Genomic DNA, 20,314 nt, shown 5'->3' with positions numbered 1-20,314 from the left:
TGAATGCTGCACCCGCTGACGCCAGCCTGCCGCCCTCCCCTTACCTGAAAGCGTAGTTCGCGCTCGCCCAGAAGCGGCGGCCGCGCGGATCCGTGTACGTGGGGTCGTAGCCGGAAATGAAGTAGTACGCCTGGTTCGAGTACGGCGGGCTCTTGTCAGCCAGATTCTGCACGCCGGCGCGGAATTTCAGCGCACGCGTGGCCTGCCAGGCGGCCGACAGGTCCCACAGCGAGTATGACGACACATGGTTCGGTGCGACGACGCTGCCGTCATCCAGGTTGATCGCCGAGTTCTGGTCCTCGTACGACGACGAGAACGTGTTCGACAGGCTGGCCGACAGCGGACCCCGCTCCCAGTCGAACGTGACGACATGGCGCCAGCGCTGCACCACGCCATCGGTGACGAAGCGGCCCAGGTTGCTGATGAAAGGATCGCCTTCCGACGTCTGGATCTTCGAATCCGTCACGTAGGTGCCGGACAGGCGGCCACCGAGGCGGCCGATGGCCGTGTCCACGCCATGCACGTCCAGCACCAGGTCCAGGCCGGCGGCCACCTGCGCGCCGCGGTTCTCCTTGTGCGACTCGATGTAGTCGATGTAGCCGTCCTCGTCGCGGTGCACCAGGTCGCCGTATTTTTCCAGGTTGCCCAGCACGACATCGTCACCGATGTCGCTGATCATGCGCGTGCGGCGGATGTTCCAGTAATCGAGGCTGGCCGTGAAATGCTTGCTCGGCTCGATGATGGCGCCGATCGAGTACTGGCGGCTCTTCTCCGGTTTCAGGTTCTCGTTCGAATAGCGGCGCAGCTCCCAGTTGTTGGCGCAGTCGGCGTAGTTGTTGTCCACCGTGGCGCAGTACACCGGGTCGGGCAGCGTGGCCGTCGAGCTGATGACGGTGGGGCGGTGCAGCTCGGACATCGACGGTGCGCGGAAGCCGCGGCCCACCGAGGCACGCAGCATCGCGGACTTCGTCGGCGTGTACGACAGGCCCAGTTTCGGGCTCAGCGCGCCGCCCACCTGCTCGTAGTGGTCGTAGCGGGCCGACAGCTGGCCCTGCAGCTGCTTCGTGAACGGTGCCTGGATCTCGCCGAACACGGCGGCCACCTTGCGGCTGTCGCTGGTGGCGCGGCCGCCTTCCGGCGCATCGTCGTTGTTGATGTTGTCGGACAGGAGCAGTTCGGATGGCGTGAAGTCGGTGCGCTCGCGGCGCCATTCGGCACCGAACGCCACGGCCAGGTCGCCGCCCGCCATCTCCATCACGCTGCGCGAGACCTTGAAGTCCACCGAGTCCATCACGCCGCGGGCATGGCGCACCACGTCGTTGACCTGGATGCGATCCAGCAGCGCACGGCCTTCCGCGCTGGACGGGCCGAACGGATTGATCAGGCCTGCCGTGATGCCGTCCTGGAGCTGGTCGTACAGCACGTAGCCGTGCGTATCCTTGTCCTTCACCGTGTTCACGCTGTGGTTGTAGGCCACGTCGTAGTCCCAGCCGCCGACGACGCCGTTCATGCCCACCACGTAGCGCTGGCCGATGCTGGTCAGTTCGCTGGTGCGGTTGCCCGCCTCCGACAGGCGCATGCGCAGTTCCAGTTCGCCCGGCACGTCGTCGTCCTCGATGGTTTCCAGGCCCAGGTTGGCCAGCTGCGGCACCTGGCTGGCCTGGATGTATGCGGTGACGCGGGCCGACGAACCCACGTAGTTGGTGCGCGCACGGGTCAGCACCACTTCGCCATACAGTTCGTGGTCGCCGCCCAGCTTCAGCACGCCGCGCGTGAGCAGGCTGGTCTTCTGCGATTTCGGGAACAGCTCCGTGTCGCGCATGTAGTCGTAGGTGCAGGCATCCACGCCGCCGGTGCCGGCCGGCAGGTACATATTGGCAGGCTCGCTGCAGGTGGGGATGGACAGGTTGATGGTGCGGTTGGTGATGCCGCGGCCGTTCAACTGGAAGTCGTTTTCCTGCAGGTAGTCGCGCTGTGCGGACGTGAGGCGGATATTGGCCGGGCTGGTGAAGCCAGACAGCAGGTGGCCCAGGCGCTGCGGGATCTGCAGTTCGGGAATGAACTTGCGCTGCGAGGTGCGCAGCGCATTCGTCTCCTGCACGTCGAACACGGCAAACACGTTGTAGCCGTCGTCCTGCAGCTTGCCGATGCCGCCGGACAGCGTGGCCTGGCGCTTGGCCGCGCCGCCTTCGTCCGTGCCGCCACCGTACGCGTTCAGCTCCAGGCCCTGGAAGTCCTTGCGGGTGATGAAGTTGATCACGCCGCCGATGGCATCCGTACCGTACAGCGCGGAGGCGCCGTCCAGCAGCACTTCCACGCGCTGGATGGCGGCGGCCGGGATGTTGTTCAGGTCGACGCCCGTGTCGTCGCCAGGGGAAGCGAAGTTGGCCATGCGGCGGCCGTTTAGCAGCACCAGCGTGGACGAGGTGCCGATGCCGCGCAGGTTGGCGCTGTTGAAGCCCCGCTGGTCGCCGCCCACGTTGATCGACACGCCATCGGTCAGCCCGCCCACGTTGGCAGCCACGCGCGTCATCAGTTCCGCCGCCGTCGTGACGCCGGCCTTGTCGATCTCGTCGCGCGTGATGACCTGCACCGGCAGCGGCGTTTCGGAGGCGATCTGCTTGATGGCCGAACCGGTGATGGTCACGCGCGGCTTCGTTGGATCGACGGGCGTGCCGGTAGGTGCTGGCGTGGTGGCCTGGCTGGCTTCCGTGGCGGTCTGTGCCTGCGCAGCCTGCAGTGAACAGGCCAGCGCGGCGGCGGCGATGAGTGTGAGGCGAAGACGGCGACCGTTGGTCATTACTGCTCCCGAAATGGTTTTATTAGGTATTTTTCTCAGTAATCCCGTGAATTACTTATGAAATATTCGTTTTTGCTAATTTACGCAGATAGACAACAAAACTCAATTCGGCCTGCCAAAAGCGTCGCATGCAAGCGACTGGCCCTCTGTAACAGGGCTTGACACCCTGGCGAGCGCGGCTTTCGCAAACTTCGTGGGGGCGCTTCGCCGTTGCTATAATCGTTGGATTACCCAGCCCTCTTCCATCATGACTGAACAATTCTCCAAAAAAGCCGAGGCCTGGTCGGCCCGCTTCTCCGAACCCGTTTCCGATCTCGTCAAGCGTTACACGGCCTCCGTCTTTTTCGACAAGCGCATGTGGAAGGCCGATATCCAGGGCTCGCTGGCCCACGCCGAGATGCTGGCCGCGCAGGGCATCATCCCGGCCGCCGACCTGGACGCCATCCGCAAGGGCATGGCCCAGGTCACGAGCGAAATCGAGGGCGGCCAGTTCGAGTGGCTGCTGGACCTGGAAGACGTGCACCTCAATATCGAGAAGCGCCTGACGGAGCTGGCCGGCGACGCGGGCAAGCGCCTGCACACGGGCCGTTCGCGCAACGACCAGGTGGCCACCGACATCCGCCTGTACGTGCGCTCCGCGATCGATGACATCACGGGCCTGCTGACGCAGCTGCGCAGCGCGCTGACGGACCTGGCCGAGCAGCATGCGGACACGATCCTGCCCGGCTTCACGCACATGCAGGTGGCGCAGCCGATCACGTTCGGCCACCACATGCTGGCCTATGTCGAGATGTTCGGCCGCGATGCCGAGCGCATGGCCGACTGCCGCAAGCGTGTCAACCGCCTGCCGCTGGGCGCCGCCGCGCTGGCCGGCACCACGTTCCCGATCGACCGCCTGCGCGTGGCCCAGAGCCTGGGCTTCGACGACGTGTGCCACAACTCGCTGGACGCCGTGTCCGACCGCGACTTCGCGATCGAGTTCACGGCCGCCGCGTCGCTGATCATGATGCACGTGTCGCGCATGTCGGAAGAACTGGTGATCTGGATGAGCCCGCGGGTGGGCTTCATCGACATCGCCGACCGCTTCTGCACCGGTTCGTCGATCATGCCGCAGAAGAAGAACCCGGACGTGCCGGAGCTGGCGCGCGGCAAGACGGGCCGCGTGTACGGCCACCTGATGGGTCTTCTCACCCTGATGAAGGGCCAGCCGCTGGCCTACAACAAGGACAACCAGGAAGACAAGGAACCGCTGTTCGACACGGTCGACACGGTGGTCGACACGCTGCGCATCTTTGCCGACATGGCCGGCGGCATCACCGTCAAGCCGGACGCGATGCGCGCCGCCGCCCTGCAGGGCTACGCCACCGCCACCGACCTGGCGGACTACCTCGTCAAGAAGGGCCTGCCGTTCCGCGACGCCCATGAAGCCGTGGCCCATGCCGTGCGCACCTGCGTGGATGCGAACGTGGACCTGGCCAACCTGTCGCTGGAACAGCTGCGCGCGTTCTCGCCGCTGGTGGGGGAAGATGTGTTCGAGGTGCTGACCTTGGAGGGCTCCGTCGCCGCCCGCGATCATATTGGTGGGACGGCGCCGAAGCAGGTGCGCGCTGCCATTGCTCGCGTGCGGGGGTTGCTGGGCTGAGCCTTGCCGCCGATGTCGCATCGGCGGCCGGGCACCGGGGTCTGTCCCACAGCGCCGTTACCATCCGGGCTCGCCGATGGTGCGTAACGCGGGACTGACCCCAGCTTTTCGCGAGAATTTCGACGGCCCGTGCAAAAGGCTGGGGTCAGTCCCCTTGTCGCTGCCGCTGGCGAGCTCGCCAGGTATTACTTACCGGGGACAGACCCCGGCGGCGCAGACACTGACTGAGACTTCCAGCTCCCCCTCCCTCTTCTTACCGGGACAGACCCCGGCGCAGGCACTAACTGAGACTTCCAGCTTCACCCCTTCTTCTTACCGGGGACAGCCCCCGGCGGCGCACACGCCGAATGCCACTTCAGCATTTCACCCCTTCTTCGCTACCAGGGTCAGGATGTCATAACTGGCCACCAGCTCGTCATGCTGGTTGGTGACCTGCACATCCCAAGCCACCACGCCCTGCCCCCTGCCCTGTTCGTCCGTGCGGTTGCGGTCCACCTTGCGCTTGCAGGTGAGCCGCGCGCGGATCGTGTCGCCGATCGCGACGGGCGCCGTGAAGCGCAGGTTGTCGAGGCCGTAGTTGGCCAGCACCGGCCCCGGTGCCGGTGACACGAACAGGCCGGCGGCGGCGGACAGCACGAAGTAGCCGTGCGCGATGCGCTTGCCGAACTGCGTGTCCTTCGCGGCGATCTCGTCGAAGTGCATGTAGAAATAATCGCCCGAGACGCCGCCGAAGTTGACGATGTCCGCCTCGCTCACGGTGCGGCGGTGCGTCAGCAGCGAGTCGCCCACCTGCAGGTCCTCGAAGTGGCGCCGGAACGGGTGAACCTCGCTTTCGCGCACCGCGCCGCCCCTTACATACTCGCCCGTGATCGCGGACAGCATCGTGGGCGAACCCTGCACGGCCGTGCGCTGCAGGAAGTGCTTCACGGCGCGGATGCCGCCCAGCTCCTCGCCGCCGCCGGCGCGGCCCGGACCGCCGTGCTTCAGCTGCGGCAGCGGCGAACCGTGGCCCGTCGATTCGACGGACGCTTCCCGGTCCAGCACCAGCACGCGGCCATGGTGGGAAGCGGCGACCGGCACCGCATACGCCGCCGTGGCCGGATCCTTCGTGACGAGCGTCGCCACCAGGCTGCCCTTGCCGCGCGCCGCCAGGGTCAATGCCTCGTCGATGCCGTCATAAGACATCAGCGTGCTGACGGGGCCGAATGCCTCCACGTCGTGCACCGCATCGTTGTCCAGCGCGTTGGCGCAGCCGATCAGAGTGGGCGAGAAGAACGCCCCCTCGTGCACGCCGTCGCCGACCAGGTCCAGCGCATTGCCGTAGATGAGCTCATTCCCCGCCAGCAGCCGCTCCACCTGCGCGCCCACGTCCCGCTGCTGGTCCTTCGATGCCAGTGCGCCCATCCGCACGCCCTCCACCGACGGGTCGCCCACGACCACTTTGGCCAGCCGTTCGCGCAGCCGTTCGGCCACGGCATCGACCTGCGTGCGCGGCACGATGATGCGGCGGATGGCCGTGCATTTCTGGCCCGCCTTGCCCGTCATCTCGCGCACCACTTCCTTGACGAACAGGTCGAATTCGGGGTCGTCGGGCGTCACGTCCGGCGCCAGGATCGCGCAGTTCAGCGAATCGGCTTCCGCCGTGAACGGCACCGAGCTGGCGATCAGGTTCGCATTGGCGCGCAGCTTCGCCGCCGTATCGGCCGAGCCGGTAAACGTCACCGCATCGAAACCGGTGAGGCGGTCCAGCAGGTCGCCCGTGCTGCCGATCACCAGCTGCAGCGCGCCGTCCGGCAGCAGGCCGGACGCGTGCATCATGCGCACCAGCGCTTCCGTGACATAGCTGGTGGCGGTGGCCGGCTTGCCGATGCACGGCATCGCCGCCAGGAAGCTGGGTGCGAATTTCTCCAGCAGGCCCCAGATCGGGAAGTTGAACGCGTTGATGTGCACGGCCACGCCGCCGCGCGGCACCAGGATGTGCGTGCCCGCGAAGCCGCCCTTTTTACCCAATGCCAGGGCCGGGCCTTCGTGCAGCACGTTCGAGGAGGGCAGCTCGCGGCTGCCCATGCTGGCATACGCGAACAATGTGCCGATGCCGCCTTCGACATCGACCCAGCTGTCCGGCCGGGTGGCGCCGGTGAAGCGCGAGATCTCGTAGAGCTGTTCCTTCCGCTCCATCAGGTACAGCGCCAGCGCCTTCAGCCGCGCGGCACGGCCCTGGAACGTCAGCGCCATCAGCGCCCGAAGGCCCGTGGTGCGGCCATAGTCCAGCGCCTCGGCGAAGTCGATCGCCTCGCCATGCGTGTGATAGATCAGGCTGTTGTTCAGCGCGCTGTGCAGCGGCTGGCGTGCCTCGGTGCCGTGCCAGCGGCCGGCGATGAAGCTTTGCAGGATGCTTGTCATGTCGATTCCTTTTTGACGAGGTGCAGCGGCAGCGCGCTGTCCCAGTGGAGGCGCTGGCGGTCCGGCTCGATTTCAGTCAGTGGTTCGACCTCGCGCATCGTCTCGCGCGAGCGCACGGCCAGTTCGTGATACTGCGACGTGCCCGCATTCTTCCACCCGATCTCCGCATCCGTGACCTCGCGCACGATGCGCGCCGGCGTGCCCATCACCATGCTGCGCGGCGGGATGGCCATGCCCGCCTTCACGAAACTCATGGCCGCGACGATGCTCTCGCTCCCCACCACCGCGTTGTCCATCACCACCGCGTTCATGCCGACCAGGGCATTGCGGCCGATGCGGCAGCCGTGCAGCACGGCGCCGTGGCCGATATGGCCGTCCACTTCGACCACGGTGTCCGATGCGGGAAAGCCGTGCATCACGCAGCCGTCCTGCACATTGGATCCCTCTTCCAGGATCAGCCGGCCGAAGTCGCCGCGCAGCGAGGCCAGCGGCCCCACGTAACAGCGCGGGCCCACGATCACGTCGCCGATCAGCACCGCCGTCGGATGCACGAACGCCGTGGGATGCACCACCGGCCGCACGCCGTTGATCTCATAAACCATCCCGAACCCTTTCGATCACCAGCGCGATGCCCTGGCCCACGCCGATGCACATCGTGCACAGCGCATAACGGCCGCCGCTTCGTTCCAGCTGGTTGACGGCCGCCGTGACGAGCCGCGCGCCGGAAGCGCCCAGCGGATGGCCGATCGCGATCGCGCCGCCATTCGGATTCACGTGCGGCGCATCGTCCGCCAGGCCCAGGTCGCGCGTCACGGCCAGGCCCTGGGCGGCAAACGCTTCGTTCAGTTCGATCACATCCATCTGGCCGACCGTCAGGCCCAACTGGGCCAATACCTTCTTCGACGCGGGCGACGGGCCGAAGCCCATGATGCGCGGCGCCAGCCCGGCCACCGCCATGCCCAGCACTTTCGCGCGTGGCTTCAGGCCGTATTGTTCGACGGCCTGGGCGGACGCCAGCAGCAGCGCGCAGGCCCCATCGTTGATGCCGGAGGCATTGCCCGCCGTGACGGAACCGCCCGGCGTGACGACGCCCTTCAGCTTCGCCAGCTGTTCCAGCGACGTGTCGGGACGGGGATGTTCGTCCGTATCGAAGACGGTGCCCGCGCCCTTCTTCGCCGGGATCGTCACCGGCACGATCTCGTTCCGGAACACGCCTGCGGCCTGGGCGGCGGCCCAGCGCTGCTGGCTGCGCAGCGCGAAGGCATCCTGGTCGGCGCGGCCGACCCCGAATTCCTGCGCCACGTTCTCCGCCGTCTCCGGCATGCTGTCGATGCCGTACTGTTCCTGCATCTTCGGGTTGACGAAGCGCCAGCCCAGCGTGGTGTCCTCGATCTTCGCGGCACGGGAAAACGCGCTGTCGGCCTTGGCCATCACGAACGGCGCGCGCGTCATGCTCTCCACGCCGCCGGCAATGACCAGGTGCGCTTCGCCGGCGCGGATCGCGCGCGCGGCCGTGCCCACCGCATCCAGGCTGGAACCGCACAGCCGGTTGATGGTATTGCCCGGCACCTCGGGCGGCAGGCCGGCCAGCAGCGCGGCCATGCGGCCGACATTGCGGTTGTCCTCGCCGGCGCCGTTGGCGCAGCCGTACAGCACGTCGTCCACCCCGGCCCAGTCGACCCCGGGGTTGCGCTCGACGAGGGCGCGGATCGGCAGCGCCGCCAGGTCGTCGGCCCGCACGGTGGCCAGGGCGCCGCCATAGCGGCCGAACGGCGTGCGGATCGCGTCGATGATGAAGGCTTCGCTCATGGTCGTTTCTTCTCTCGTTCTTTCGGTCAGTCTTTTGGTCAGTTTTTTGGACGCTGATCGATCACGCGGCGCGCCTTGCCCGTCAGCGTGCGTTCGATGCCGTCGGCGGCAACGATGCTCACGCGCGTGCTGACGCCCACGTGGGTCTTGATCAGGTGTTCCAGTTCGCGGCCCAGCGCGCCCGTGTCGGGGTGCGCGGCGGCCGCTTCCGGCCTTAGCTCGCTCACGACATCGAGCTTGTCGAGGTGGCCGTCGCGGGTGACGACGAGCTGGTACTGCGGCGCCAGCTGCGGCATTTTGAAGATGAGTTCCTCGATCTGGGTGGGGAACACGTTCACGCCACGGATGATCAGCATGTCGTCCGACCGGCCCGTGATCTTGCCCATGCGGCGCATGGCGCGCGAAGTGGGTGGCAGCAGCCTGGTGAGATCCCTGGTGCGGTAGCGGATGACGGGCATGGCCTCTTTTGTCAGCGACGTGAACACCAGTTCGCCCTCCGCGCCATCCGGCAGCACCTCGCCCGTGTCCGGGTCGACGATCTCGGGGTAGAAATGGTCTTCCCAGATCACGGGGCCGTCCTTGCTCTCGATGCACTCGCTGGCCACGCCGGGGCCCATCACCTCGGACAGGCCGTAAATATCGACCGCATCGATGCCGGCACGCGCCTCGATCTCGCGGCGCATCGCATCGGTCCATGGCTCGGCCCCGAAGATGCCCACCTGCAGCGAGGACGCGGCGGGATCGAGGCCCTGCCGCTCGAATTCCTCGATCAGGTTCAGCATGTAGGACGGCGTGACCATGATGATCGACGGCGCGAAGTCGCGGATCAGTCCCACCTGCTTCTCCGTCTGCCCGCCGGACATGGGGATCACCGTGCAGCCCAGCCGCTCGGCGCCGTAGTGCGCACCCAGCCCGCCCGTGAACAGGCCGTAGCCATAGGCGATGTGCACCATGTCGCCGGCCCGGCCGCCGGCGGCGCGGATCGAGCGGGCCACGACACTGGCCCACGTGTCGATATCGTTCTGCGTGTAGCCAACGACCGTGGCCTTGCCGGTGGTGCCGCTGGAGGCGTGGATGCGCACCACCTTGTCGCGCGGCACGGCGAACATGCCGAACGGGTAGTTGTCGCGCAGCGCCGTCTTGTCCGTGAACGGGAACTTCGCCAGGTCGGCCAGCGAAGCCAGGTCGTCCGGATGCACGCCCTGCGCATCGAAGGCGGCGCGGTAGTGCGGCACGTTCTCGTAGGCGTGCTTCAGGGTCGCCTTCAGGCGCTGCAGCTGCAGCGCCTGAAGCTCGTCGCGGCTGGCGCGTTCGATCGGTTCCAGGTCCGCGGGTGCGGGGTGTCGCTGCACCATGATGTCTCCTTCCGTGTCAGACGACCGTGCCGCCCACCTGCCGCGACTTGCCGCGGAAGGTGGCGAGCAGCACGCCGTCCTGGTTGACGACATCGACGTCGTAGATGCCGCTGCGCCCGGCCAGCGCCCGTTCCACGGCGGTGGCCGTGAGCAGGTCGCCTTCGCGGCCCGGCGCCAGGTAGTCGATCGTGCAGCCGGCGCCCACCGTAACGACGTTGTGGCTGTTGCAGGCAAACGCGAACGCGCTGTCGGCCAGCGCGAAGATGAAGCCGCCGTGGCAGCTGCGGTGGCCGTTCAGCATGTCCGGCCGCACGCGCATCGTCAGCACTGCGTAGCCGGGCCGGATGTCGGCCAGTGCCATGCCGAGCGACCGGCTGGCGGCATCGCGCTCGACCATCGCCGCGCTGGCCGCTTCGGCCAGCGCCTGCAGGTCGATCCTCTGCGTGTCATTCGGCATGCAGCTTCCTTCCCGCCGCATGGCGGCGGCGCAGCAGGGGCGCCACCCGGTAGCGGTCCTCGCCATACGCGGCGGCCAGGTGGTCCAGCACGCGCACGACGTGGGCGACACCGATGGCATCGGCCCACGCCAGCGGGCCGCGCGGGTAATTCACGCCCTTCTGCATTGCCAGGTCGGCCGCCTGCGCGCTGCACACGCCCTGCTGGACCGCATCGGCCGCCTCGTTGGCCAGCATCGCCACGGTGCGCATCACGGCCAGGCCCGGCACATCGTCCAGCCGCGTGACGACGAAGCCGGCGGCCTGGAACAGCGCCACGGCGGCATCGAAGGCGGCATCGCTGCACTGGTCCGCGCGGGCCACGGCGATGCGGGTGGCGGTGGCCGCGTCGAACACGAGGTCGTACACCACCGTGTCGTCGTGCCGGTTGTCGTGCGCCCGCGCGGTGGCGGTGCGGCCATCCGTCAGGTAGATCGCTGCGCCGTTGCAGTGGAAGGCGGGTGCTTCGGCGTGCTGGTGGCCTTCCGCGGAGGTGCGCGTGGCTACCCCGATGCCGTGGGCCTGCAGGCGCGCCAGCATCGGCGCCGTCAGCGATCCGTCCGCGCTCGCTTCCAGGCTGTAGCCCACATAGTCGGGACGCTTGCGTGCCGGTTCGCACGCGGCATGCGGTGGCACGGCATTGTCGGCGTAATCGTAAAATCCGCGGCCGGTCTTGCGGCCCAGGTAGCCGGCATCGACCAGTTCGCGTTGCAGCACGGACGGCGTGAAGCGGGGATCGCCGTAGTAAGCGTCGAACACGGACTTCGTCACCGCATGGTTGACGTCGTGGCCGATCAGGTCCATCAGCTCGAACGGTCCCATCCTGAAACCGCCGCCGTCGCGCAGCACGGCATCGATGGTGGCCGGATCGGCGGCCCCTTCGTTCAGCAGGCGCAGGCCTTCCGCATAGAACGGCCGGGCCAGGCGGTTGACGATGAAGCCGGGCGTGGACCGCGCATGCACGGGCGTCTTGCCCCAGCTGGCCGCCGTGTCGTGCACCGTTTGCGCAGTGGCGCCGGTGGTGGCCAGGCCGCTGACGACTTCCACCAGCGCCATCAGCGGCACCGGATTGAAGAAGTGCATGCCGGCCAGGCGGCCCGGGTGCTGCAAGCGTGCGCCGATCGCCGTGACCGACAGCGACGAGGTATTGGTGGCGAGGATCGCGTCCTCGCCAACGATATGCTCCAGCTGCGCGAACAGGGCGCGCTTGGCCTCCAGGTCCTCGACGATCGCCTCGATAACGAGGGCCGCATCGGCCAGCTCGCGCAGCGACGCGACGGCATGCAGCCGTTCACGCGCGGCCCCGGCATCCTCGCTGCTCATGCGGCCTTTCGCCACCAGCTTGTTCCAGGCACCGGCGATGCCGTCGACCGCCTTGTCCAGCGCCTCGCGCTGCGTATCGAACAGTTTCACGGCATGACCGGCTTGTGCGGCCACCTGCGCGATGCCGGCGCCCATCGCCCCGCTGCCGATGACGGCGACGACCGCGTTTTTGTCGAGGGCACCCATCATGCGCCCCGGAAGTGCGGCGTGCGCTTGTTGACGAAGGCGTCCACGCCTTCGCGGTAATCGTGGCTGCTGCCCAGTTCGCGCATCATCTGCCCCTCCAGCGCCAGCTGTTCGGGCAGCGTGTTCGACCAGCTCTGCTGCAGCGCGCGCTTCGTGTATGCCAGGCCCAGCGTGGGCGCCCCGGCGAAATGCTGCGCCATCGCCAGCGCTTCCGCCTGCAGCGCATCGTCCGGCAGCGCCTTCCAGATCAGGCCCCATTCCTCGGCGCGGTCCGCCGTGAGCTTCTCGCCCAGCATCGCCAGGCCGGTGGCGCGGGCATGGCCGATCAGGCGCGGCAGGTGCCAGGTGCCGCCCGTGTCCGGGACCAGGCCCAGCCTGCAGAACGCCTGCACGAAGGAAGCCGATTGCGCCGCCAGCACGATGTCGCAGGCCAGCGCGATGCTGGCGCCGGCACCGGCTGCCACGCCGTTGACGGCGCAGATGACGGGCATCGGCAGCGTGCGGATCGCCAGCACCAGCGGCGCGTAGAAGCGTTCCACGGAGTCGCCCAGGTCGACGGGCGCGCTGCCCGGTGCCACGGCGCGGTCGGACAGGTCCTGGCCGGCGCAAAAGCCCCGGCCGGCGCCGGTGATCAGCAGCACGCGCACGGTGCCGTCGGCGCGGATCTGGTCGAAGGCGGCGCGCACTTCCAGGTGCATCGCCTGCGTGAAGCTGTTCAACTTGTCGGGGCGGTTCAGCGTCAGCTTCGCGATGCCCGCGTGGATGCCGAATTCGATGTTTTCATAGGTCATGGCGGTCTCCGTGTGTCCTGTCCATCACTCGGCCTGGTCGAAATCGAGCACGACCCGGTCCGTCACGGGAAAGCCCTGGCAGCTGAGGATGAAGCCGCGGGCGATCTCGTAATCCTCCAGCGCATAGTTGGCATCCATGTCCACCTTGCCATCGAGGACTTTGCAGCGGCAGGTGGCGCACACGCCGCCCTTGCACGAGTAGCGCATGTCCAGCCCGGCGCGCAGGCCCGCGTCGAGCAGCGATTCGCGGTCCTTCTCCATCGTGAACTGGGCCGTGTGTCCATCCTGGACCACGGTGACTTCGACCAGTGCCGCGGCGGCCTGCGCATCGGCGTGGGGACGCGGTACCGCCCGCTGTTGCGGCGCGGCGGTGGCAAACAGCTCGACCTTGATGGCCGTCTTCGGCATGCCGCCTTCCTGCAGCGCCTCGGAGACGCCGCGGATCATCTCTTCGGGACCGCAGATGAACGCCGTGTCGTAGTCGCCGATGGCGATCCAGTGGCGCAGGAATTCCTGGGTCTTTTCCTTCGTGATGCGGCCGTTGAACAGTTCGATGTCCTGGTGCTCCCGGCTCATCACGTAGACGATCTTCAGCCGCGCCATGAACCGGTCCTTCAGTTCCATCAGCTCGTTCCGGAAGATCACCGACGACGAGGCGCGGTTCCCGTAGAACAGCGTGAAGCGGCTGTGCGGCTCCGCCAGCAGCGTGGTCTTCAGGATCGACAGCACCGGCGTGATGCCGCTGCCGGCCGCGAAGGCCAGGTAGTGCCGGTGGCTGGCGGCATCGAGCGGCACGTGGAAGGTGCCCATCGGCGGCATCACGTCCAGCACGGCGCCGGGCTTGAGCGACTCGTTGGCCCAGGTGGAAAAGGCGCCGCCGGGCGTGCGCTTGATGGCCACGCGCAGCGTGTCGTCCTGCACGGCGGAGCAGATCGAGTACGAACGGCGCACGTCCGCGCCGCCGATCAGCGTGCGCAGCGTGAGGTGCTGGCCGGGCTGGAAGCGGAAGCTGTCGCGCAGCGCCTCGGGCACGTCGAACGTGACGGCGATGCAGTCGCGCGTTTCCTGCTGCACCTGCGCCACGGACAGGGAATGGAACTGGCTCATGGTCGTCTTCTCAATGGCACTTGAAGTGGTCGAACGGTTCGCGGCAATCGCGGCAGCGGTACAGCGCCTTGCACGGCGTGGAGCCGAACTGGCTGGTGCGTTCCGTGTGGTGCGAACCGCAATGCGGGCAGGCGACAGCGGGTGCGGCGGGGCCCCGCCGCGACACGGCCGCGGCCAGGCCACTGCGCAGGCCGGAGAGGTCGACTGCCTGCTGCACGGGCGGCGCGATGCCGTAGCCCCTCAGTTTGCGCTTGCCGGCCTCGCTCAGCCAGTCGGTCGTCCAGGCGGGCGACAGCTGCGTGACGATGCGGACCTGCTCGACGCCGTGTTCTGCCAGCGCCTCGCGCACGGCGGTGGCGATCACCTGCATGGCCGGGCAGCCCGAGTACGTGGGCGTGATGGTGACGGTGACCGCGTCCCCATCGGCCTGCACGGCGCGCACGATGCCCAGGTCGACGATGGAGATCACCGGGATCTCCGGGTCGGGAATCTCTTCCAGCCACTGCCACACTGTGGCCTCGTTGTGAGCCGCGGCGATCATGATCGCTACCACGTTGCGCCCGGATAGGCGCGCTGCAGGAACTGCATCTCGGCCAGCAGGTAGCCCAGGTGTTCCGTGTGACGTCCGGCCTTGCCGCCCTTCTGCATCCAGGCGTCGGGCGGTGGCATCGTGATGGTGGCTTCGGCGAGGATGTCGCCCACGTGGGCGAGCCATTGGGCGCGCAGCCCTTCCGCAGCGGGGGCGATGCCTTGCGCGACCATCTGCAGGTCGATCTCGTCGTAATTGAATGCTTCGCCGGTGTACATCCACAGTTCATCCACGGCGGTCTGCGTGTAGGCGTGGCTGAGGGCCGTGCCGTCGCCCAGGCGCACGACGAGGTCGCCGCTGCGGCGCAGGTGGTAGGTGATCTCCTTCAGCGACTTCTCGGCGATTCCGGCGATGCGCTGGTCGGACGACTGCGTCAGCGCGCCGACCTGGAAGTAGTGCCAGGTATCGAAGAAGAACTGGCGCACCAGCGTGTGCGCGTAATTCCCGTTCGGCTGCTCGACCAGCAGCAGGTTGCGGAAATCGTGGGCATCGCGCAGGTAGGCCAGCGCATCCTCGTCGCGGCCCCGGTTCTCCAGCTCACCCGCATGGGTGAACCACAGGCGCGCCTGGCCCAGCAGGTCCAGCGCCACGTTCGTCAGCGCCATGTCCTCTTCCAGCGCGGGCCCCTTGCCGCACAGCTCGGAGAGGCGCTGGCTCAGCACCAGGGCGTTGTCGCCGAGGCGCAGCAGGTAAGCGCACTTCGCTTCGCATTTTGCATCCATGGCCGTGCTCACAGGTTCTTGACTTCTTCCGGCATCGGGAAGAACGTGGGGTGACGGTACACTTTGCTGTTGGCGGGCTCGAACAGCGCGGCCTTGTCGAAGGGGCTGCTGGCGACGATGTCCGCCGCACGCACCACCCAGATCGACACGCCCTCGTTGCGGCGCGTGTAGACGTCCCGCGCGTTGTTCAGGGCCATGTCCGCATCCGGCGCGTGCAGGCTGCCCACGTGCTTGTGGGCCAGGCCGTGCTGGCTGCGGATGAACACTTCCCACAGGGGCCATTCCTTGCTCATGCCGTCTCCTTCGCGCGGTCGTGTTTTTCGGCGTGGGCCACCAGCGCTTCGCGGAACCAGGCGCCATCGTCCCAGGCCTTGACGCGGGTGCGCAGGCGCTCGCGGTTGCAGGGGCCGTTGCCCTTCAGGACATCGTAGAACTCGGACCAGTCGATGGCACCGAAGTCGTAGTGGCCGCGTGCCTCGTTCCACTTCAGGTCCTTGTCGGGGATGGTCAGGCCCAGGTATTCGGCCTGCGGCACCGTCTGGTCGACCATGCGCTGGCGCAGCTCGTCGTTCGAGAACAGCTTGATGCGCCACTGCGAGGACTGCGCGCTGTTGACGGATTCCGCGTCCGACGGGCCGAACATCATCAGCGACGGCCACCACCAGCGATTGAGCGCATCCTGCGCCATCGCTTTCTGTTCGGCCGTGCCGTTGCAGAGGGCCAGCATGATGTCGTAGCCCTGGCGGGCGTGGAACGACTCCTCCTTGCAGACGCGCACCATGGCGCGGGCATACGGGCCGTACGAGCAGCGGCACAGGGGGATCTGGTTGATGATCGCCGAACCGTCGACCAGCCAGCCGATGGCGCCCATGTCCGCCCATGACAGGGTCGGGTAGTTGAAGATGCTGGAGTACTTGGCCTTGCCGGCATGGAGCGCGGCCAGCAGCTCGTCGCGCGAGACGCCCAGCGTTTCGGCGGCGCTGTACAGGTACAGGCCGTGGCCGGCCTCGTCCTGGATCTTCGCCAGCAGGATCGACTTGCGCTGCAGGGTCGGCGCGCGCGTCACCCAGTTCCCCTCGGGCAGCTGGCCCACGATCTCCGAATGCGCGTGCTGGGAGATCTGGCGGATCAGCGTCTTGCGGTACGCCTCCGGCATCCAGTCCTTCGGTTCGATGCGGATACCCTCATCGATGCGTTGCTGGAAGGCGCGCTCTGCGGCGCTCATCTCTTCCGTCGTGCGGACGTTCTTCAGTCCCGTCTCCACCATCTGTGCGTACATGGCCAGTCCTCCTGCGTCTCATCATACGATACACAAATCAATTTGCAAACGATTTTTCTGTGTCGCTTTCAGAATGCGTATCTGGTCTGGTTACAATGGCGGCATGAATACCGTACTGAACGAGTGGATCGAACGCTGCCTGGCAGAGGAACCGCCCCGGTCGAAATCGCTGGTGATGACGATCTTCGGCGACGCCATCGTGCCGCACGGCGGGCTGGCCTGGCTGGGCAGCCTCATCGAACTGCTGGCGCCGTTCGGCGTGAACGACCGGCTGCTGCGCACCTCCGTGTTCCGGCTGGCGCAGGAAGGCTGGCTCGAATCGCAGCGGGACGGCCGGCGCAGCCAGTACACCGTGGCGGCCGAGGCCCAGCCGCGGCTGGCGCGGGCCTTCCGCCGCATCTACACGGCGCCCCATGCGCACTGGCAGGGCAGCTGGACCTTCGTGCTGGGGACGGACGGCATGACGACGGCCGAGCGGGCGACGCTGCGCAAGGAGCTGCTGTGGGAGGGCTACAGCGTGGTCGCGCCGGGCATCGCCGGCCATCCCGCCGCCGATGCCGAGGCGCTCGATGCACTGCTGGGCCGCCTGGCACTGCGCGGCAAGGTCTATGTCGTGCAGGCCGCCCAGCTGCCGGGCGTGCAGGGCAAGCCGCTGGCTGACCTGGTGGCGGAAGGCTGGGACCTGCGCGACATCGTCGCCGGCTACGAGCACTTCATCGCGCGCTTCGCCCCTTTGCGCGGCCTGCTGGGGCAGGCGCTGCCGGCGGAACAGGCCTTCATCGTGCGCACGCTGCTGATCCACGAATACCGCCGCGTCCAGCTGCACGACCCGCAGCTGCCGATGGAGCTGCTGCCCCCGTCCTGGCCCGGGGCCGCCGCGTACGAGCTGGCGCGCGAGCTCTATCTCGCCACCTGGGCTGCCGCCGAGGAACACATCTTCGCCACGCTGCAGCGCGAAGACCCCGCCACGCCGCCGCTGGCTTCCGCGTTCCACGAGCGCTTCGGCGGGCTGGGCTGACTACGCCTGAGCTCGTGTCCACCTTGGGGTCAACCCCGTTTTCGGACACGAGCTCTGCCGTATGAAGCTGGAATACGGCGCGTTACAGATCAGCTCGTGTCCGATTTCGGGGTTGACCCCACGGTGGACACGGGCTGAGCCATAGGGGCTGGCTGCTGCGTTGCGCGGGCAAAGCCGCTATCATGGCGCCTTCGCGCGGCAGCGCTCCAACTACTTCGGGACACACAATGTCTATCAAGATCAGCAGCCAGTTCGACGCTGGCGCCATCGATGTCGTCAGCGTGACCAGCGCCGGCGATATCGACCTGAACATCCGCAAGGATTCGCACGCCGACATCGTGCAGTGGTTCTACTTCCGCGTGCAGGGCGCGAAGACGGTGCCGCTGACGATCCGCTTCCTCAACGCCGGCAGTGCCGCGTACCCGGACGGCTTCAAGGACTACCAGGCCGTCGCCAGCTACGACCGCGACAACTGGTTCCGCGTGCCCACCAGCTTCGATGGCGACGTGATGACGATCGACCACGAGCCCGAATACGACAGCGTCTATTACGCCTACTTCGAGCCCTATTCGTGGGAACGCCACCTGTCGCTGCTGGACAATGCCCAGCTGTCGCCGCTGGCCGAGCTGGTGGACCTGGGCTCGACGGTCGATGGCCGCGACCTGAACATGCTCATCGTCGGCGATCCCGATGCGCCGAAAAAAGTCTGGGTCATCGCGCGCCAGCACCCCGGCGAGACGATGGCCGAATGGTTCGTCGAAGGCATGCTCGAAGCGCTGCTCGACCCGGCCGATCCGTTCGCCAGCCAGTGCCTGAAGGACGCAGTGTTCTACGTGGTGCCGAACATGAACCCGGACGGCTCCGTGCGCGGCAACCTGCGCACCAACGCGGCCGGCGCGAACCTGAACCGCGAGTGGAACACGCCGACGATGGAGCGCAGCCCCGAGGTCTTCCTGGTCAAGCAGAAGATGCAGGAAGTGGGCTGCGACCTGTGCCTGGACGTGCACGGCGACGAAGGCCTGCCCTACGTGTTCGTGGCCGGCAGCGACTCGCTGGAGAACTTCACGCCCGCGCAGAAGGCCGAGCAGGAAGCGTTCATCGCCGACTTCAAGATCGCCAGCCCGGACTTCCAGAGCGAATTCGGCTACCCGGACGCGCCGTTCTCGCCCGAGGTGCTGACGATGGGCTCCCCGCACATCACCCACCTGTTCGGCTGCCTGTCGCTGACGCTGGAACTGCCGTTCAAGGACAACGCCAACGATCCCGATCCGGTCAATGGCTGGAACGGCGCGCGGTCGATGAAGCTGGGCGCGGCCGTGCTGCAGCCGGTGCTGCGGGCGTTGCGGCGCTGATCCGGCGGCCGTGGATGTCGCCTGCATCTGTCAGCCACGCGACCGCGGCGCATGGCAGCGCGATAAGGGAAGGCCGTCCGCCGGCAACGCGGCGGCCCATGGCAACGCCATAGCAATTTCGTAGCAATTCCGTAGCAATTCCATAGGAACTTCGACGGTCGCGCAAGCGCAAGGCCGGGGTTGGCGCATATCAGCGTCTTCCGTCCGCACCGACGGGATCATGGCGGCTCCCCAACCACGGAGCCTGCCATGAAACGTCTGCTTCTCATCTCCCTGCTAGCCGCCTGCGCGCACACTGCCACCTTTGCCCAGTCGGGCCTTTCCAACGGCCCCCGCGATCTCTCCGGCGTGGTGGTACTGGGCTCTCTGGTGGCCGGCAGCGTCATCGTCGGCAGCTCGCAACGCGTGGCCGACGGCGTCGACCTGGTCGTCGAGAGCGTCGGCAATGCCAGCAAGGCCACCGTGCGGCTGTCCGGCCAGGCGGCCAGCAGCCTGTCCGTTGCCGCCGGCACCGTCGTCGATGTCGTCGCCACATCCACCGGCCATGCGCTGGTCATGTCCGGCCAGGTGCTGGCCTTCGTGCCCAACGAGGCGGGCAAGGCGCTGCTGCACCGCTCGAAGGTCGCCGAATGAAAGCGTGGATCGCCATCGCGCTGCTGGCGGCGGCGCCGGTCCATGCCGGCCAGAGCTGCGAAGAGCGCCCGCTGCCGCTGGAAGAAGTCATCCGCACCATGGGCCTGGCCCAGCGCACCCTGCGTGCGCTCGACGACAGCGGCGCCAGCGCGGCCATGGTGTCGCGCGTCGGCCAGGACCTCAGCAGATACGGGCTCACCTACTCGCACATGGCGTTCGTCGTGCGCGACCATCCCGATGGGCGCTGGACTGTCGTGCACGAGCTGAACGATTGCGGCACGGCGGTCTCCGACCTGTGGAATGAAGGTATCGGCAACTTCCTGCTGATCGGCCTGCACCGGCACACCACGCAGCTGCTGATTCCCGGCGCGGCCACCCAGGCCAGGCTGGCCGCGCTGCTCGCCACGCGCACGCCGCGGCGCCTGCACGAAGCGCATTACAGCATGCTGTCCCATGTGTTCTCCACGCGCTACCAGAACTCGAACCAGTGGGTGCTGGAGACCTATGCCGCCGCTGCGGCGCCGCCGGGCAAGGTCGAAACGCGGGCCGAGGCGCAGGCCTGGCTGAGGGGTTCCGGCTACCGTCCCATCACCGTGGCCGTGCCGATGTTCACGCGGCTGGGCGGCCGCATGTTCCGCGCCAACGTGGCCTTCGACGACCACCCGTTCGACCGCCGCATGGCCGGCCAGATCGACACGGTCACCACCGATTCGATCGTGCGGTTCGTGCAGGCGCAGGACGCTGCCGCGCGGGTGCTGGTCGTCGAATAGCTTGCGCCCGCACAAGCGCGGCACGCCGGGCGGCGCAAAGA

18 protein-coding genes are annotated in these 20,314 nt (G+C 67.5%); 5 read left to right on the top strand and 13 right to left on the bottom strand.

Annotation, left to right across the window (positions count from 1 at the left end; genetic code table 11):
* Positions 1–40: 40 nt before the first annotated feature.
* Positions 41–2,800 (bottom strand): TonB-dependent receptor, encoded by a 2,760-nt coding sequence (locus tag IP91_RS10420; protein WP_145648911.1) that lies wholly within the window; start codon positions 2,798–2,800, stop codon positions 41–43.
* Between the two features lie 247 nt (positions 2,801–3,047).
* Here IP91_RS10420 and argH point away from each other — a divergent pair, with 247 nt between their 5' ends.
* Positions 3,048–4,442: an argininosuccinate lyase gene (gene argH, locus IP91_RS10415; RefSeq protein ID WP_145648910.1), complete on the top strand. Its 1,395-nt coding sequence runs from the start codon at positions 3,048–3,050 to the stop codon at positions 4,440–4,442.
* Between the two features lie 363 nt (positions 4,443–4,805).
* Here argH and paaZ read toward each other — a convergent pair whose 3' ends face one another.
* The 12 genes from paaZ to paaA are packed head-to-tail and all read right to left on the bottom strand — an operon-like array spanning position 4,806 to position 16,500.
* Positions 4,806–6,845 carry a phenylacetic acid degradation bifunctional protein PaaZ gene (gene paaZ / locus IP91_RS10410; RefSeq protein WP_145648909.1) on the bottom strand — a complete coding sequence of 680 codons (2,040 nt, stop codon included), beginning with the start codon at positions 6,843–6,845 and terminating at the stop codon, positions 4,806–4,808.
* On the bottom strand, positions 6,842–7,447 hold the full coding sequence (gene paaY / locus IP91_RS10405) for a phenylacetic acid degradation protein PaaY (RefSeq protein WP_145648908.1): 606 nt from the start codon (positions 7,445–7,447) through the stop codon (positions 6,842–6,844). The genes paaZ and paaY overlap by 4 nt, the downstream gene beginning before the upstream one ends.
* Positions 7,437–8,654, bottom strand: a complete 1,218-nt coding sequence (pcaF, locus tag IP91_RS10400) for a 3-oxoadipyl-CoA thiolase (protein WP_145648907.1) — start codon at positions 8,652–8,654, stop codon at positions 7,437–7,439. The genes paaY and pcaF overlap by 11 nt, the downstream gene beginning before the upstream one ends.
* A 38-nt stretch (positions 8,655–8,692) precedes the next feature.
* Entirely contained in the window at positions 8,693–10,009 is a 1,317-nt protein-coding gene (paaK, locus tag IP91_RS10395; RefSeq protein WP_145648906.1) for a phenylacetate--CoA ligase PaaK, read from the bottom strand.
* 16 nt (positions 10,010–10,025) lie between these two features.
* The gene (gene paaI / locus IP91_RS10390; RefSeq protein WP_145648905.1) at positions 10,026–10,466 is read right to left on the bottom strand and encodes a hydroxyphenylacetyl-CoA thioesterase PaaI; all 441 of its coding nucleotides are present in this window, start codon (positions 10,464–10,466) and stop codon (positions 10,026–10,028) included.
* Positions 10,456–12,012: a 3-hydroxyacyl-CoA dehydrogenase PaaH gene (gene paaH, locus IP91_RS10385; protein ID WP_145649264.1), complete on the bottom strand. Its 1,557-nt coding sequence runs from the start codon at positions 12,010–12,012 to the stop codon at positions 10,456–10,458. Before paaH ends, paaI begins: the two co-directional genes overlap by 11 nt.
* On the bottom strand, positions 12,012–12,803 hold the full coding sequence (gene paaG, locus IP91_RS10380) for a 2-(1,2-epoxy-1,2-dihydrophenyl)acetyl-CoA isomerase PaaG (RefSeq protein ID WP_145648904.1): 792 nt from the start codon (positions 12,801–12,803) through the stop codon (positions 12,012–12,014). Before paaG ends, paaH begins: the two co-directional genes overlap by 1 nt.
* Positions 12,804–12,827: 24 nt before the next feature.
* Positions 12,828–13,910 (bottom strand): 1,2-phenylacetyl-CoA epoxidase subunit PaaE, encoded by a 1,083-nt coding sequence (gene paaE, locus IP91_RS10375; RefSeq protein ID WP_145648903.1) that lies wholly within the window; start codon positions 13,908–13,910, stop codon positions 12,828–12,830.
* A gap of 10 nt (positions 13,911–13,920) precedes the next feature.
* Positions 13,921–14,451 carry a 1,2-phenylacetyl-CoA epoxidase subunit PaaD gene (paaD, locus tag IP91_RS10370; RefSeq protein ID WP_145648902.1) on the bottom strand — a complete coding sequence of 177 codons (531 nt, stop codon included), beginning with the start codon at positions 14,449–14,451 and terminating at the stop codon, positions 13,921–13,923.
* 5 nt (positions 14,452–14,456) lie between these two features.
* Positions 14,457–15,221, bottom strand: a complete 765-nt coding sequence (paaC, locus tag IP91_RS10365) for a 1,2-phenylacetyl-CoA epoxidase subunit PaaC (RefSeq protein WP_145648901.1) — start codon at positions 15,219–15,221, stop codon at positions 14,457–14,459.
* A gap of 8 nt (positions 15,222–15,229) precedes the next feature.
* Positions 15,230–15,514 (bottom strand): 1,2-phenylacetyl-CoA epoxidase subunit PaaB, encoded by a 285-nt coding sequence (paaB, locus tag IP91_RS10360; protein ID WP_145648900.1) that lies wholly within the window; start codon positions 15,512–15,514, stop codon positions 15,230–15,232.
* A complete protein-coding gene (paaA, locus tag IP91_RS10355) occupies positions 15,511–16,500 on the bottom strand; it encodes a 1,2-phenylacetyl-CoA epoxidase subunit PaaA (RefSeq protein ID WP_145648899.1) in 990 nt (329 codons plus the stop codon). The genes paaB and paaA overlap by 4 nt, the downstream gene beginning before the upstream one ends.
* Positions 16,501–16,603: 103 nt before the next feature.
* Between paaA and paaX the strand changes: the two genes are divergently transcribed.
* The 4 genes from paaX (at position 16,604) to IP91_RS10335 (ending at position 20,273) form a co-directional block, all read left to right on the top strand.
* Positions 16,604–17,518, top strand: coding sequence for a phenylacetic acid degradation operon negative regulatory protein PaaX (gene paaX, locus IP91_RS10350; RefSeq protein WP_145648898.1), 915 nt, complete (start codon positions 16,604–16,606; stop codon positions 17,516–17,518).
* Positions 17,519–17,745: 227 nt separating this feature from the next.
* A complete protein-coding gene (locus tag IP91_RS10345) occupies positions 17,746–18,870 on the top strand; it encodes a M14 family metallopeptidase (RefSeq protein WP_145648897.1) in 1,125 nt (374 codons plus the stop codon).
* A gap of 249 nt (positions 18,871–19,119) precedes the next feature.
* The gene (locus IP91_RS10340) at positions 19,120–19,503 is read left to right on the top strand and encodes a hypothetical protein (RefSeq protein WP_145648896.1); all 384 of its coding nucleotides are present in this window, start codon (positions 19,120–19,122) and stop codon (positions 19,501–19,503) included.
* The gene (locus tag IP91_RS10335; protein ID WP_145648895.1) at positions 19,500–20,273 is read left to right on the top strand and encodes a DUF2145 domain-containing protein; all 774 of its coding nucleotides are present in this window, start codon (positions 19,500–19,502) and stop codon (positions 20,271–20,273) included. Before IP91_RS10340 ends, IP91_RS10335 begins: the two co-directional genes overlap by 4 nt.
* Positions 20,274–20,314 lie beyond the last annotated feature (41 nt).

It is taken from the genome of Pseudoduganella lurida (assembly GCF_007830455.1).
GTDB classification, from domain to species: Bacteria; Pseudomonadota; Gammaproteobacteria; order Burkholderiales; family Burkholderiaceae_D; genus Rugamonas; species Rugamonas lurida.
This window is presented reverse-complemented; position numbering and strand designations above follow the sequence as displayed.